Genomic DNA, 15,743 nt, shown 5'->3' on the forward strand with positions numbered 1-15,743 from the left:
AAGAGACAGGCCCTAAGGCAGCCTTTCTAAAATTGGGAATTCTAAACTGAGAACGGATATTTGATCGCTTCGTGGCACTCATACCCTTCAACCCAAAAGTCATCCAACGAGACCCATGTTTCAAGATCTTCTAGGCTCTTGATCTCTGGGTTGATATGGAAAGTCGGTGACTTTAACGGTTCACGCTTTAATTGCACATCTCTCATAAGCTCTAGTTGGTCTTCATAGATATGAGCATTAACGATCTTATGATAAGCCACACCCGCCTTCTTGCCCGTAATCTGAGCCATGATCGCCAAGAATACATACACTTGAACCATGTTGAAATTCAGCCCCAGAGGAACATCGCAAGAGCGCTGAGTACTGTTCAGATACAAGGTGTCGCCCAACAGAGAGAAGTGATGACTGTACATACATGGACGCAGGCATCCCATGTGGAACTCACCTGGGTTATAGAAATTCAAGATTTCACCGCGATCATCAACGCCTTTGGTTAAGTCATCAACAATCTTACGCAGTTGATCAATATGACCGCCATCTGGCTTTGCCCATGCTCGACCTTGAACGCCGTACACGCGACCCATGTCGTCCTCACCTTTACGGTAAGGGTTGTTTAACCATGCATCGTTCAGGTTTGCATTCGCATCCCATGTTTTTGTGCCTAATTTGCGAAAGTCTTCTGCATTGTCGTAACCGCGGATGTACCTAATAGCTCAGCAACCGCAGCCTTCCAAAAGCTTTTTCGTGTGGTTACCAAAGGAAATTGGTTACTCGCTACGTCGTAAGTCAAATCCGCATTAATGACAGTTAAACAACGCTTACCCGTACGCTCATTTTCAACCCAAGTGCCATGATCAACAATTCGCTGGCACAAGTCTAAATATTGTTTCACACCAATTCCTTACTTCGCTTTTTTCTTCTTTGAAACAGTCTTCACTTCATCAGTAAACTGGCCGCGCTTGTATGCCCAAACCATCATGAGGATACCTCCGATGATCATAGGTAGTGACAAGATCTGTCCCATCGAGATGAAGCCACCGTACAACCCTAAATGGGCATCAGGCTCTCGAACATATTCTACCAAGAAACGGAAGGTACCATAACCCGCTAGGAATAAACCTGATACAGACCCTAATGGGCGAGGTTTTTTAATAAACCAGTTCAAGATTAAGAAGAGAGCAATGCCTTCCAGCGCCATTTGGTAAAGTTGAGATGGGTGTCTTGCAAGTGGTCCTGCGCCCGGAAATACAATGCCCCATGGCACTTCAGTTACACGGCCCCATAGTTCGCCGTTCATAAAGTTACCTAAACGACCAACACCGAGTCCGAATGGCACAAGCGGCGCAATGAAATCGGCAACGCCAAAGAAAGTACGACCGTTTCGTTTGGCATACCAGAACATCGCCGTAATCACACCCAACAGACCACCGTGGAACGACATTCCGCCCGTCCACACTTTGAAAAGATAAGTTGGATCTTGAATAAACAGATCAAAGTTATAGAAGATCACGTACCAACTCGGCCACCAACTACCACACCAAGAAAACCAGCAAACAGCAAATCAGAGACTTGCTCACGTGTCCAACACTACCGGGCTTATCTGCTCTACGATTGGCCAACCAAAGGGCGAATGCAAATCCAACAAGATACATTAGGCCATACCAACGAACGGACAGTGGGCCTATAGAAAATAGAACAGGATCGATATTTGGAAACTCAATAAATCCCTGAGACATAGATACTTTCTCTTAAAAATAGTAATAGATATGAGATGGCTTTAAAGCAACATAGTTCCTGCAACCACCATTAAAAACAGTGCAAAGATTTTCTTTAAAGAGGAGGTGGGTAAGGTTGAGGCCATTCGTGCGCCCACTTTTGTCGTTAGCATAGACGTCATGGCAATCGCTAATAGTGCTGGTATATACACATACCCCACCGTGTAAGAGGGCATCCCTTCTGCGTGATAACCATTCAAGATAAAGCCAATCATGCCAGAAAGTGCGAGTACACTGCCACAAACCGACGAAGAACCCACCGCCTTTCGCATTTCAACACCATGACGATTCAAAAATGGCACCGACAGTGAACCTCCCCCGATGCCTGCTAAGCTAGAGACCACGCCGATCCCCGTACCCCAACCTACCGTAACAGTTGGGCTAGGCATGCTTTTCTGTTTTGTCGATTTAATGGAGAACAGCATTTGAATCGAAAGCAGTAGTACAATGACACCAAACACTTTCGGTAAATACTCACTTGGGATCCACTCAGCGATGTAAGCACCAGCAAAGCCGCCGACCACTATTCCCGGCATCATCCACTTAATCGCATATGGTTCAACATTGCCCAACTTAGCGTGATTCAGCGCAGAAGAGCCCGATGTCACAATGATGGATGCAAGTGACGTTGCCAGTGCAACGTTCATTGAAAAGTCGAGGGGAATATCTGCCAATGGAAGTAGATAAAGTAGCGCCGGAACAATCACCAGCCACCACCAATACCCAGTAATCCGGCTAAGACACCCACTAGAGCACCCAGTGCTAACAGTACAGCAAAAAGTTCGATTGTCACGTTACGCCTATCTTTTACCTGCCCGGATAAATCCAGCAAACCCTTTCTGTTCGAAGTAGTCAGCCATCATAGTATAAATCGCGTCACCATAGGGCATTATCAAGGCTTTGTCAGCAAGTGCTTTCAAATCATCGGAGTCAGAGTGGCGCAGAAGGTATTTCACTTTCGCAACATTCGAAGTGTTCATGCTTAGCGTATCGTAGCCGAGCCCTACCAGCAGTAAAGCTCCCATAGGATCGCCAGCAAGCTCACCGCAAATACAAACCGGAATATTTAGCTGCGAACAAGTTTGCTCAATCTGTTTAAGTGCATTCACCACCGCAGGGTGCATCGACTCATACACTTCGGAAACGCGAGCGTTGTTACGATCCACCGCCAGCAAGTACTGAGTAAGGTCATTGGTACCGACAGAAACAAAATCAATTCGACCCGCGACCAGTGGCAGCAAGTAGAGCATGGATGGCACTTCTACCATCACACCTATCTGCGGTCGCTGAATATCTTCGTCCAACAAGGAAACTTCTTCATAGGCTTGATTAATGAAGTCGATAGCGTCATCGAGTTCTTGAACGCTTGATACCATTGGCAGAAGAATACTCAGGTTTTTATGCTTGCTGCTAGCACGTAACATGGCACGAATCTGAATCAAGAAAATATCCGGATGATCCAACGTGAAACGAATCCCGCGCCAGCCGAGGAATGGGTTATCTTCTTCAATAGGCAGATAAGGCAGAGCTTTATCGCCACCGACATCCAGAGTGCGCATCACAACGCGTTTGTCAGGGTAGCTCCCAAGTACAGTCGCATACTGATGCATCTGCTCGTCTTCTGATGGAAAGCGATGCTGTAATAAGAAGGATATTTCAGTCCGGTAAAGACCTACACCATCAACACCTTGGTTAATCGCAATGTTAGTATCTGCACTCAAACCCGCATTAAGCAACACTTCAATTCGCTTGCCATCTTTGGTGTGAGCGGGCTCTTTGCTGCCCTTATCAACCATCAAAGAAAGCTCGCGCTCTTCATTCGCAAGCGAACGGTAAACTCTCAGCAGTTGCGCCGTTGGCGACACCAATACTTTACCGCTGTAGCCATCTACAATACCTAACTTGCCGTTAAGTTTGGATGGATTAAGCTCACGCCCATAACCGCAGGAATGCCTAATGCTCGAGATAAAATGGCGGCATGGGAGTTCGCAGCGCCCTCTAAAGAGACCACGGCAAGCAACTTATCTTTAGGAATGGAAGCTAGAATAGAAGCCGTAAGCTCACGAACAACAAGAATCACCGGTGATTCAAATGCTGCGCTGCTCGGTTTCTGTATTGTAGAGAAAGAAAAGCAGCCTTTGACCAAGCTCACGGACATCTTGTGCGCGCTCGCGAAGGTAGCTGTCTGACATGCGAGCGAATCGGCTCGAGTAAGCTTCAACCACCTGCCTTAATGCCCAGTCTGCACGATCACCTTTCTGGATCTGTGCTTTCAGGTCGCTACGAAGCATGGGATCGTTCAGCAAGTGAGTAAACAGATCGAAAATCGCCAATGCGTCTTTATTGATCTCACGATCAAGTTTCTTGCGCATGCGGCGAAAGTCAGCAAGCGCCTCTTCGATCGCAACGAGTAGCCACTCTTGTTCTTTATCAACATCTAATGCTGACGCCGGTGACACGCTGGAAAGATCTGGATGAGTATCGTCCCACCAGAAGTGACCAATGGAAACACCTGATGAAGCGGGAATACCGACTATGGAGTGCTGCTTTTTCGAGATCTGCCAATGCCCTTGAGTTTGAGCATGAGCAATGATCACCGCGAGCTGCGCAGCGAGAGTAACAAGAAAAGACTCTTCCATCTCATCGAACAGTCGCGGTGTTTTTTGCTGAACCACAAGAACGCCGAGAACTTTTTTTCGATGAATGATTGGCGTGCCTAGAAAGCCTTGATAGACCTCTTCGCCTAACTCTGGAAAGTATTTAAAATTGGAATGTTTAGATGCTTCCGCCACATTAATGGGTTCAGCAGAACGTTTCACTAAGCCAACCAGGCCTTCATCAAAACGGATATGAATTTTGTCGCCTTCAAACTTAAGGCCTTGGGTGGCCATCAGCTCTAAGCGACTTGCATCTTCATTAGCAAGATAGACAGTGCAACACTCCGTACTCATCGCGCTGCACGTTTGCTTAACAAGAATAGACAATGCCTGGTGGACATCGTCTACTTTAGAGACCTGTTCAACTATTTCCCTTAGTTGAGAAAGCATGTCTATCCTCTTCTATGTTTGCGCTTACCTTTTACTTTTCGATCTTTAAAAGGCATCGCCATAGAGGCAAACTCTTTCATCGCCCGACGATAGACGTCACGCTTGAAAGAGACCACCTGTCTCACTGGGTACCAATAGCTTACCCATCGCCAACCATCAAATTCAGGTGAACTTCCACGCTGCATGTTGATACGAGATTCATCGCAATCCAAACGCAGCAAGAACCACTTCTGTTTCTGTCCGATACAAACAGGTTTAGAATCCCAACGCACCAAACGTTTTGGTAGTTTATACCTTAACCAATGACGACTTGTTGCGACGATTTTTACATCTTTCTTTGTAAGACCAACCTCTTCATACAGCTCTCGGAACATGGCTTGTTCGGGGGTTTCGCCCTCATCTATGCCACCTTGTGGAAATTGCCAAGAGTGTTGTCCGTATCGTTTTGCCCAGAAGACCTGACCATGGCTGTTGCAGATTACTATACCGACGTTTAAACGGTAACCATCGCCATCTATCACTGGCCAACCTCAAATTAAATCTTTAATAACAGTGATTTTTCCACATATCCCCAATATGAGCAAACTTACTAGTGTGATTAGCACGTGATTTATGGCCTATATTCCTTCAACTGGATAAGTTTGCAGCAAAAACGGGGTTATACACATAGAGATGAGACCTACTCCACATTTATTCACCTTTTCTGTGCATAAGTTTGTGAAGAATTCACTTAAACATGATCATCAAATGAACAACTTTACTCGTGAGCTTCAAAGTCACCTCATGAAACTCAAGCAATGTTATTTAAAATCAATACATTAGATAAAAAAAAGAACTAATCATAAAACTTAAATAGTCACAAATAATAAACCAAACTCAGATCGGTCAAAGATCCACCAAGTTGAGTTTTATCCACATTAATGGACAAAAAACACGCTACATTCACGTCAACTCTAACAAAAACCAGTAACAAACCTACTGTATATCCATCCATAATCACAATTTTAGCCTTATTCGACATTGCAGCTGTGGATAAGTTGTAAACTGAAGATCTTTTGATCAACTTGCGCAAGGGCTATGCACCTCAAATAAGAAATATGATCATTAATTTGATAAGATTTTGCTTTTGCAGCTACTAAAAGTCGTCATGAAACCTGAACCTAAATCCGAGCAAGAACTGATTGAACGCGCCATAGAAATCGCGGGAGTGACCTTCCAAGAGCTGGCAGATGAAGCAGAGATGGCTGTCCCGAAAGATTTGAAGCGAGACAAAGGCTGGGTGGGTCAACTGATCGAATGGCACCTTGGAGCAACAGCAGGCAGCAAACCTCAACAAGATTTCGAATCTTTAGGGATTGAGCTTAAAACCATCCCTATCGGTTATAACGGTAAACCTTTGGAAACCACTTTCGTGAGCGTGGCTCCCTTGATCGGTGTTCAGGGTTTAACCTGGGAAACCAGTCACGTAAAACATAAACTATCACGTGTTCTTTGGGTTCCAGTTCAAGGTGAGCGAGAGATTCCGCTTGCGGAGCGCCGCGTGGGCTCTCCATTAATATGGAGCCCAAGTATAGAGGAAGAACAGCAGCTTAAAGCTGACTGGGAAGAGTTGATGGAAATGATCGTTTTGGGGCAGGTTGGGCAAATTACCGCTAAACATGGCGAAGTACTGCAACTGCGTCCAAAGGCCGCCAATAGCAAAGTGCTCACTGAGGCCTATGGTGCCAGCGGTAAACCCATAAAAACCCTGCCGCGTGGGTTTTATCTCCGAACCCAGTTCACGGCAGCCTTGCTTGAACGGTATTACGCCTAACGAAAAACTGCCAACGTCTGGCTAATGCGTGACCAAAGGCAATTCCACATCACAAGTCATCGCACTACCGGGGGCACCACATTCATCATAAGCATTTTGAAGACGAAGATAAGCGCGCTCTACACCCAAACGGACGAGCGCCTCTTTGACCTGCTCTAGCGACTCAAAGTTCATCACCTCATCTTTTACTTTCAAAGGTTCCACTTGGTGTTTGTACTCCACCGCTAGCAGGTACTGATTTAGCTCTGAGCAACCAATAACAAACACTTTAGGGGTTGGTAAGTGTCTTTATGTATTCCATGAATCCACTTATCAAGTTGATGTTTCTGCATATTTGCACCTCCAATCTACAGTCTAGTCAATCACCACCGGTTTGCTAAATCTCTTCCCTTTTACCGTCGGATTCTCATATAGTGGATTAACAATCAAAACGACAATCAGGATGTGCGATGCAATATACAAAGCTACCTCACTCAACGTTAGAGCTAAGTAAGATATGTCTAGGGACAATGACCTTTGGTGCACAGAACTCTCAAGCCGAAGCGTTTGAACAACTTGATTACGCTCTCGAGCGCGGCGTTAACTTTATCGATACGGCAGAGATGTATCCGGTACCACCGACTGCCGAAACTCAAGGCCTAACGGAAACTTACATCGGTAATTGGCTGAAAAAATCTGGGAAAAGAGAAAAAGTCGTTCTCGCGACAAAAGTGGCGGGCCCACGTAATTTACCGTACATCAGGGACAATATGCGCCTTGATAGACGAAACATACACCTTGCAATTGATGACAGCCTTAGCAGGCTGAATACAGATTACGTCGATCTCTATCAACTTCATTGGCCACAACGTCAAACCAACTGCTTTGGCCAGCTAAACTACCCATATCCAGACGAGCAAGAAGAAGTATCGCTAGTAGAGACGTTAGATGCTTTGAGCGAACTGGTCAAAGCAGGGAAGATCCGTTACATCGGGGTATCGAATGAAACACCTTGGGGAGTCATGAGCCTACTCAAACTGGCAGAAAAACATGAACTTCCACGTATTGTATCGATTCAAAATCCATATAACCTGCTCAACCGAAGCTTCGAAGTCGGACTATCTGAAATCAGTCATTATGAAGGCGTACAGCTTCTCGCTTACTCGCCTTTAGCATTCGGTTGTTTGAGTGGTAAGTATCTCAATGGTGCTCGTCCAAAAGGTGCTCGTTGCACATTGTTTGAAAGGTTCGCTCGCTACTTTACACCACAAGGCATTTTAGCCACGCAAGCTTATGTCGATGTCGCCAATAAGCATGGGTTGGATCCTGCTCAAATGGCCCTTGCGTTCGTAAATCAAAGGCCATTTGTTGCTTCAAACATCATCGGAGCAACCAATCTTGAGCAGTTAAAATCCAATATCGACAGTTTGGATGTTGTTCTCACTGAAGAGTTATTGAGAGACCTGCAAGAGGTTGGGACAACTTACTCCAACCCTTGCCCTTAGTACTGAGATATCAGTAACAAAATATCTAGGGTGACGTTTCAGGGGTGAGCAAACTCACTCACCCCTTACTGTCACGTTGTTATTCGAGAGCTTAAGACACGACGTAAGTGGCGAACTCGACGTTCTACTTTGATGTGTTCAGGCATGGTGTGACCGATTGCTCGACCATCTGACTCCAAACCGATATCACGTAGAAGGTGTGGGTTATCCCATGGGATATCGTAAGCACTTCGACGCACTTTTCGTTTCCATTCGCGTTCTTCATGTCGCAAATCGGCACGTACTAATAGAGTGGCTAGTTTTAGGTATATTGAGTGACGCATAACATTTCTCCAGTCGCGTTGTATGCTGGGAAAGTGGTCAACAAAAGATAGGCTTGATATGGATTTGCTCTAAATTTGCTGCCAATTTCCGCAGCCTATTTAGAGGTTACGGATTAATTACTTTTTGGTTGCTGTAGGTTTTCGATCGGCCGAAATGGTTGAGGCGCCAAAAGCACCCGCCATAGCAGAGGCAGAATCGACAGAAGCACAAACGGTTTGATTCACGATGAAATGTTTCATTTGCGCCTCCTAGCAATGTTTCACAATGGATGTGTGAACGTAATTAATCCTAAAATTTGGGGTTGTTGAGCTTTAGCTCATGGTTAAATTCTATGCATGTAAGATTATATTTCAACCAATAAATCACCTACAAAATCAAAACAATTTTTTTACCTAAAAATAACTGTACGTGACACTAAATAACCATACATTTAGCTGTTGAATCAATCTATATAGCTATTTAATCTATCTTAGAAACAAAAAGCCGCATAACAATATGCGGCTTTCTGCTTTTTAATCAGTGAATTAGACAGCGCCCTCTGCAATGAGGTTATGTTTATTCAACAATCGATACATAGTTGCACGCGAGACGCCTAACTCTTTTGCTGCCATAGAAACTTGACCAGAGTGCGATTCAAGCACGAGTAGCAAAGCATCTCGCTCACTGCGTTCTCGAATACTCTTCAAACTTCGTTTACTGTCGCTACGCTTTGGTAAATCAAGTTGCTGCTCATCAATCATGACTGACTCTGACATCAGCACGATCCGTTTCACTTGATTCATCAGTTCGCGAACATTACCCGGCCAGTGATAACGAGTGAGATCTCGAATTGCCGTATCCGTGTAGCTTCTTGCCTGCGCATTAAACTCTTTTGAATACACCAACAAGAAATGACGAGCTAAAATCGCAATATCGCCCGCACGCTCTTTCAAGCTTGGTACATTGATTCTCAAGACATTAATGTAGTGATAGAGCTCTTCATTGAAGTCGCCGTTAATCAACGCTTTTTCAATATCAGAAGAGTTCGCAGCTAAAACACGAACATCGACACTCTTACGGCCTTCCGATGTTTCCACCATACCTTCTTGCAGGAATCTAAGCAGATTCAGCTGTTGAGATTTAGGCAGGGTAAGAATATCGTTGAGTAAGATGGTGCCGCCATCTGCGCGTTCAAGCATCGAGATTTGGTTGGAATCTTCTCGGTCGATACCAAATAAATCACATTCTAAGCGACGCTCCGACATCGCACGGCAGTTCACTGAGATAAACTCATTTTGCGCTCGCGCAGAGGTTTTATGCACTGCACGGGCCACTGTCTCTTTGCCTGTGCCGCTTTCACCATAAATCAGTATGCTTACATCGGTTGGACCAATGCGCTTTACCTGATCACGAAGGCGCTTCATTGGTACAGATTCACCAATAAGCCCCATATCATTTGTTGAGCCATAATGTGGCCAAACTTTTTTCTCTAACTTAAGCATCCCAAGCTGATGACCTATGGTGCTAAGTAACTGTGCATCTGGAATTGGAGCGGTGAAGAAATCGATGCAGAAATTCACAATAAACTGGCAGATAGTATCTGAGCTTAGTTGTGATTCTCTGATAAAGGCTAGCCAACGAACTTGCTTATGGTTGTCACTAAGTTCGCAATACCATTCAAACTAAATTCGTCATGACTTAGGTCGACAATCCCAATACACGGGCCTGTTTCAGCAAAAAGAACGTCTGCTTTACGTAAATCTGCACACTGAGTGCAACGCCAACCCACTTGCTCTAACACGTTGAGCCAAGGTTCGTATGTCCCACCAACAACGACAAGTGAACCAGGGACAGAATCCATTCGGAATTGAGTACCCATCTAAATGTTCCTTATATTGATTTTTTTGTACATGGAATTGGCTACATGAGAAGAATTACCAACTCCAATAACCAAACTATCCCAAAACCATTGTCTCAATACTAAGATTAGGCCGTGAATAATCTGTTTACCACACGTTTTAATGATCTACATTCATCAAATCAATGCAACAAATCAATCATTATTCAAGCTGGCACTCGGTAACTTCGAATTAGGCAACAAAAAAGCCACCCTAAGGTGGCTTTGCAATCATTTGTGCGAGGCAGATTACGCTTGAGGGCGCATTGCTGGGAACAAAATCACGTCACGGATGGTGTGAGTGTTAGTAAACAGCATTGCTAGGCGGTCAATACCGATACCTTGACCCGCTGTTGGCGGTAGGCCGTGTTCAAGTGCCGTGATGTAGTCTGCATCGTAGTACATTGCTTCATCATCACCTGCATCTTTCGCGTCAACCTGAGCTTTAAAGCGTGCATCTTGGTCTTCTGCATCGTTAAGCTCAGAGAAGCCGTTTGCAACTTCACGACCACCGATAAAGAACTCGAAACGGTCTGTGAAGAACGGGTTGTCATCGCTACGACGAGCTAGCGGCGAGATGTCTGCTGGGTAGCCGGTGATGAACGTTGGTTGGATTAGCTGTGGTTCAGCTGTCTCACCAAAGATCTCTTCTAGTAGCTGGCCGCATGTCCAGAATGTCTCAACTTCAACGTGTACCGATTTCGCGATAGCAACCATCTTATCACGGTCAGTTAGGTCCGCTTCAGTCAGTGCTTGGATCTCTGCGTGGTCCGGGTTGTAGTGCTTGATAGCTTCAAACATGCTCATGCGAGCGTACTTACCACCAAACTCAACAGTCTCTTCACCGTAAGGCATAGAGGTTGAACCTAGAACATCCATCGCAACCGTGCTTAGCATCTCTTCTGTCAGATCCATCAGATCTTTGTAGTCTGCGTAAGCTTGGTAGAACTCCATCATTGTGAATTCTGGGTTGTGACGTGGCGAAAGACCTTCGTTACGGAAGTTACGGTTGATCTCGAATACGCGGTCAAAACCACCAACCACTAGACGCTTCAGGTAAAGCTCCGGCGCAACACGTAGGTACATGTCGATGTCTAGTGCATTGTGGTGAGTGATGAATGGACGAGCCGTTGCACCACCTGGGATCACGTGCATCATTGGCGTTTCAACTTCTAGGTAGCCTTTTGAGCTCATGAAGTTACGGATTGCCGATACAAGCTTCGAGCGAATGATGAACGCTTCACGTGAATCTTGGTTCACGATTAGGTCAACGTAACGCTGACGGTAACGCATCTCTTGGTCCGTTAGGCCGTGGAACTTCTCTGGAAGTGGACGAAGTGCTTTGGTTAACAGCTCGTAAGACTCCATGTTCACGTAAAGGTCGCCTTTACCTGACTTATGAAGTGCACCTTTAACACCGATGATGTCACCAATATCTAGGCCTTGGTACTTCTCTTTAAGCTCTTTTTGAACATCTTTTGCAGCGTATGCTTGGATACGACCAGATGTTTCTTGGATAGCTAGGAATGGACCACGCTTAGCCATAACACGGCCAGCGATTGCAACCACGTGGTTTAGCTCTTCTAGCTCTTCCTTCGTCTTTTCACCGAATTCCGCTTGAAGATCGCCAGCTAGGTGCTCACGACGGAAATCATTTGGGTGACCGTTTGCTTTGCACGACTGGCGAATATGATCCAGTTTCGCACGACGCTCAGCGATCAGCTTATTTTCTTCTTGTTGGTTCTCGTTTTGAACAGCATCAGTCATTTTCGATGTATCCTGTTTTCGTTAGTAACGATAGTTTTTTCGGTGAAAAGCTTACAGACCTGATTTCAGGCTAGCTTCGATAAATTTGTCTAGGTCGCCATCTAGAACCGCTTGAGTGTTGCGGTTTTCTACGCCAGTACGCAGGTCTTTGATGCGCGAGTCATCTAGTACGTACGAGCGGATTTGGCTACCCCAGCCGATGTCAGATTTCGCATCTTCGTTCGCTTGCTTCTCTGCATTTTGCTTTTGAAGCTCATGTTCGAACAGTTTTGCGCGAAGCTGTTTCATCGCCTGATCTTTGTTTTTGTGCTGAGAACGGTCGTTCTGGCACTGAACCACAATATTGGTTGGAACGTGAGTAATACGTACCGCCGATTCCGTGGTGTTAACGTGCTGACCACCCGCACCCGATGCACGGTATACATCGATACGCAGGTCAGCAGGGTTAATGTCGATCTGAATGTTGTCATCAATCTCTGGGTAGATAAACGCAGAAGCAAATGACGTATGACGACGGCCGCTTGAATCGAATGGCGATTTACGAACGAGACGGTGAACACCTGTCTCAGTACGCAGCCAACCGTAAGCGTATTCGCCAGAGATCTTAACCGTTGCGCCTTTCAAGCCTGCAACTTCGCCTTCAGATACTTCGATAACCTCAGTTTTGAAGCCCTTAGCTTCCGCCCAACGTAGGTACATGCGTAGCATCATGTTGGTCCAGTCTTGTGCCTCTGTACCACCTGAACCTGATTGAAGGTCGATGTAACAGTCTGAAGCATCGTGGTCACCAGAGAACATACGACGGAACTCTAGTTTCTCAAGTTTGGCTTCTAAGTCAGCAAGTTCTGGTTCGATCTCGTCAAACGTTTCTTGATCTTCTTCTTCAACTGCAAGCTCTAGAAGACCATCTACATCTTCTACACCTTGGTCAAGTTGGTCGATCGTTTCTACAACCGCTTCAAGTGATGCACGCTCTTTACCCAACGCTTGTGCACGCTCAGGTTCGTTCCATACATCCGGTTGTTCTAGCTCTGCATTAACTTCTTCTAGACGCTCTTTCTTAGCGTCATAGTCAAAGGTACCCCCTAAGGACATCAGTACGCTCTGATACATCCTTCAGACGGTTTTTAATAGGATTGATTTCAAACATGTTTGCTCAACATTTTAGAATAGAATTTAACCGCAGAAGTTTACTCAAAAATGTGACGAAGATACAGAAAAAATTTGGTCCATAAAAAAGGCCAGTACCCCGTACTAGCCTTTATGAAGTCAGTATTTTGTACTGATTATGACTGCTCTTGAACCAGAACCGATTCTTCCTTGCCAATGAACATGACACAAATCATCGCGCTAATGTTGCAATGCCCAACCCATGCCGTACTCGTACAGAGGAAGCACTTCAAATGCAGACATATTGACGCCCATTACTTTTAACGCATCGATCAATGCAAATAGCAGCGATACCAAGATAACTGAGCGATAAGCCACTTTTGGATTTGGCAATTTACTGCGGATAAACGTCAAGACCACTAAGGCAATAGCCACCGGGTATAGAGCAAACAGAACAGGCACAGACAGAGTAATCAACTGAGCAAGTCCAACGTTAGCAACAACCGCACAAGCGATACCATTGATCACCACCCACTGCTTGTATGAAAGTGAAGTCAATGAAGCGAAATAATCAGAACACGCTGAAATCAGGCCAATTGCCGTCGTTAAGCAAGCCAGCAAAACTATGATAGACAGTACTAACTGACCATTTGCACCAAACAAAGCTTGAACGTAAGCACTTAATACTGCACCGCCGTTATCCGCGCCAGCAGCAACAGTCGCGCTAGTTGAACCTAAATAGAATAGCGAGATGTAAACAAACGCAAGACCCGCTGCGGCAATGAAAGCCGCACAGATAAGGTATTTCGTTTTGGCTTTTTGCTCAGTAATACCTTTACCACGCAGTGCATCAATGATCAGCATACCGAACATCAATGAACCAAAGGTATCCATTGTGTTGTAGCCTTCAAGAAACCCAGTAGTAAGCGGTTGAGTTAGGTAGTCACCTTGAGCCGCCATTAGCTCACCTTGCGGGTTTACCACGACAGCAATCGCCAATACGATTAACGCAAGAAACAGAGCTGGCGTTAAGAACTTACCAATCACATCAATCAACTTACCTTGAGACCAAGCAAAGAACATAGCAACTGCAAAGAAGAGGATAGAGAATAGGGTCAGTTGAAGTTGGCCAGCATCCACTAAAAATGGTCGAATCGCCATTTCATACGCTACTAAACCGGTACGAGGTGCTGCGAAGGCAGGGCCGATAATGACGAAGATTAGCACTGCAATCAAAGTGGCGGCTTTTACTGGAAGATCTTTCGTCAAGTGATTCCAAGTACCACCCGCAACTGCAACTGCAATAATCGTCACCAGAGGCAAACCTACTGCAGTGAGCAAAAATCCTGTCATTGCTGGCAGAACGTTTTCACCCGCAAGTTGACCGGCTAAAGGTGGGAAGATGATATTCCCGGCTCCTAAAAAGAATGCGAAAAGCATAAAGCCTACCGCGAGAATGTCTGTTATTTTTAAAGTTTGCTTCACAGCTAACCCTTTTTATCGTTGTGTAAATGTTGTATTTGCTTTGCCGCGCAGTGTGATCTGCGTAGTAAAATTGAGCGGATAATGGCGAAGATCACACAAACGTGCAACCTTTGAATACAAAACGCTATATAAATTTATTACACAAGCAAAAAAGCAGCATAATCCACTAGCTTGAATAAAAACATAAGATTAATTGACGTCATAAATAATCAACATATTGAGAACATAACAGAACAAATAACCAAACCAGACTTTAACAGCAATAAAAAATACAGACAGATGAGCATTTAATAGACAATTATGGCAAGTAGCACGTTGAACACTAAAGACTTTCGATTCAAGCAGTTCTCTGTTAGAGGTGGGCACTCTGGCATGCCAGTCAGCACAGATGGTGTGTTACTCGGCGCATGGGCAAACATTACCCACAGAGAGTCTATTTTAGACATTGGTACAGGTACTGGTCTACTAAGCTTGATGGCCGCCCAACGATCCAAATCTTCGCAAATCATCGCAATCGACATTGAACCCAATGCGATTGAGGCCGCTCAGTTCAACTTTGAGCAATCTCCTTGGGGCGACAGACTCAAGCTTGTTGACGGTGATGTTCTCACTCATGATTTCAAAGCAACTTTCCAACACATCATCTGCAATCCGCCCTACTTTACCTCTGGTGAGCAAACCAAAGCTCATCAACGAGCGATTGCTCGTCATTGCGATACTTTGGATCACCGCTCACTTATTCAAAAATGTCATACCTTGCTGACTGATAACGGCAAAGCGAGCTTTGTTCTTCCGATTACCGAGGGCGAAACCTTTATTCAAATTGCGTTAGAAGAAGGCTTTTTCCTTAGCCGCAATTGCAAGGTGAAACCGACCGAGCGTAAACCATGCCATCGACTCCTGTTCGAACTGTCTAAAACACCGAGCGACACACAGACAAGCGAGCTGGTTATCCATCAAAATGGTGTGTATAGCGAAGCATTCGTCGAACTGACCCAAGATTTTTATCTCAAGATGTAGAAATAACATGTGATCCTTGTCACCGATCACTTTATAATGTGC

The 15,743-nt window shown here is 45.1% G+C and carries 8 protein-coding genes and 7 pseudogenes; 3 read left to right on the forward strand and 12 right to left on the reverse strand.

Annotated elements, in window-relative coordinates; translation table 11 throughout:
- Nucleotides 1-41: 41 nt before the first annotated feature.
- The 5 genes and pseudogenes from UA76_RS20715 to rppH form a co-directional block, all read right to left on the reverse strand.
- Nucleotides 42-892 (reverse strand): annotated as a pseudogene (locus tag UA76_RS20715) (thymidylate synthase).
- A gap of 9 nt (nt 893-901) precedes the next feature.
- Nucleotides 902-1,736: pseudogene (gene lgt / locus UA76_RS20720) on the reverse strand (prolipoprotein diacylglyceryl transferase).
- A gap of 41 nt (nt 1,737-1,777) precedes the next feature.
- Nucleotides 1,778-2,568, reverse strand: a pseudogene (locus UA76_RS20725) (sulfite exporter TauE/SafE family protein).
- Between the two features lie 7 nt (nt 2,569-2,575).
- A pseudogene (gene ptsP / locus UA76_RS20730) lies at nt 2,576-4,822 on the reverse strand (phosphoenolpyruvate--protein phosphotransferase).
- Nucleotides 4,823-4,824: 2 nt separating this feature from the next.
- Nucleotides 4,825-5,343 (reverse strand): RNA pyrophosphohydrolase, encoded by a 519-nt coding sequence (gene rppH, locus UA76_RS20735; RefSeq protein WP_047049767.1) that lies wholly within the window; start codon nt 5,341-5,343, stop codon nt 4,825-4,827.
- A gap of 626 nt (nt 5,344-5,969) precedes the next feature.
- Here rppH and mutH point away from each other — a divergent pair.
- Nucleotides 5,970-6,635: a DNA mismatch repair endonuclease MutH gene (mutH, locus tag UA76_RS20740; protein ID WP_047049844.1), complete on the forward strand. Its 666-nt coding sequence runs from the start codon at nt 5,970-5,972 to the stop codon at nt 6,633-6,635.
- A 21-nt stretch (nt 6,636-6,656) separates the two neighbouring features.
- On the opposite strand, the pseudogene UA76_RS20745 reads toward mutH, so the two are convergent.
- A pseudogene (locus UA76_RS20745) lies at nt 6,657-6,967 on the reverse strand (DUF6482 family protein).
- 117 nt (nt 6,968-7,084) lie between these two features.
- On the opposite strand from UA76_RS20745, the gene UA76_RS20750 reads away from it, so the two are divergent.
- A complete protein-coding gene (locus tag UA76_RS20750; protein WP_047049768.1) occupies nt 7,085-8,119 on the forward strand; it encodes an NADP(H)-dependent aldo-keto reductase in 1,035 nt (344 codons plus the stop codon).
- Nucleotides 8,120-8,190: 71 nt separating this feature from the next.
- On the opposite strand, the gene UA76_RS20755 is transcribed toward UA76_RS20750, so the two are convergent.
- The 6 genes and pseudogenes from UA76_RS20755 to brnQ all read right to left on the reverse strand — a co-directional run bounded on the left by UA76_RS20755 (nt 8,191) and on the right by brnQ (nt 14,681).
- On the reverse strand, nt 8,191-8,442 hold the full coding sequence (locus tag UA76_RS20755) for a hypothetical protein (protein ID WP_047049769.1): 252 nt from the start codon (nt 8,440-8,442) through the stop codon (nt 8,191-8,193).
- 117 nt (nt 8,443-8,559) lie between these two features.
- Entirely contained in the window at nt 8,560-8,682 is a 123-nt protein-coding gene (locus UA76_RS25315; RefSeq protein WP_272946042.1) for a hypothetical protein, read from the reverse strand.
- A gap of 285 nt (nt 8,683-8,967) precedes the next feature.
- Nucleotides 8,968-10,301: pseudogene (gene vpsR / locus UA76_RS20760) on the reverse strand (cyclic-di-GMP-binding transcriptional regulator VpsR).
- 267 nt (nt 10,302-10,568) lie between these two features.
- Nucleotides 10,569-12,086, reverse strand: coding sequence for a lysine--tRNA ligase (gene lysS, locus UA76_RS20765; RefSeq protein WP_047049770.1), 1,518 nt, complete (start codon nt 12,084-12,086; stop codon nt 10,569-10,571).
- Between the two features lie 51 nt (nt 12,087-12,137).
- Nucleotides 12,138-13,236 (reverse strand): peptide chain release factor 2 gene (gene prfB, locus UA76_RS20770; RefSeq protein WP_157617703.1). Its coding sequence is split into 2 segments (ribosomal slippage): nt 12,138-13,160 and nt 13,162-13,236, totalling 1,098 coding nucleotides; the frame shifts between segments, so codons are not numbered across the junction.
- A 136-nt stretch (nt 13,237-13,372) separates the two neighbouring features.
- Nucleotides 13,373-14,681 (reverse strand): annotated as a pseudogene (gene brnQ / locus UA76_RS20775) (branched-chain amino acid transport system II carrier protein).
- A 300-nt stretch (nt 14,682-14,981) separates the two neighbouring features.
- Between brnQ and UA76_RS20780 the strand changes: the two are divergent.
- Nucleotides 14,982-15,701 carry a tRNA1(Val) (adenine(37)-N6)-methyltransferase gene (locus UA76_RS20780; RefSeq protein ID WP_047049771.1) on the forward strand — a complete coding sequence of 240 codons (720 nt, stop codon included), beginning with the start codon at nt 14,982-14,984 and terminating at the stop codon, nt 15,699-15,701.
- Nucleotides 15,702-15,743: the final 42 nt, after the last annotated feature.

Origin of the sequence: Vibrio mexicanus, from assembly GCF_001012815.1 — a bacterium.
GTDB lineage: Bacteria > Pseudomonadota > Gammaproteobacteria > Enterobacterales > Vibrionaceae > Vibrio > Vibrio mexicanus.

Coding starts and splice junctions, on each gene's coding strand:
- mutH (WP_047049844.1), top strand. CDS start 5,970: ATGAAACCTGAACCTAAATCCGAGCAAGAACTGATTGAACGCGCCATA.
- UA76_RS20750 (WP_047049768.1), top strand. CDS start 7,085: ATGCAATATACAAAGCTACCTCACTCAACGTTAGAGCTAAGTAAGATA.
- UA76_RS20755 (WP_047049769.1), bottom strand. CDS start 8,442: ATGCGTCACTCAATATACCTAAAACTAGCCACTCTATTAGTACGTGCC.
- UA76_RS25315 (WP_272946042.1), bottom strand. CDS start 8,682: ATGAAACATTTCATCGTGAATCAAACCGTTTGTGCTTCTGTCGATTCT.
- lysS (WP_047049770.1), bottom strand. CDS start 12,086: ATGACTGATGCTGTTCAAAACGAGAACCAACAAGAAGAAAATAAGCTG.
- UA76_RS20780 (WP_047049771.1), top strand. CDS start 14,982: ATGGCAAGTAGCACGTTGAACACTAAAGACTTTCGATTCAAGCAGTTC.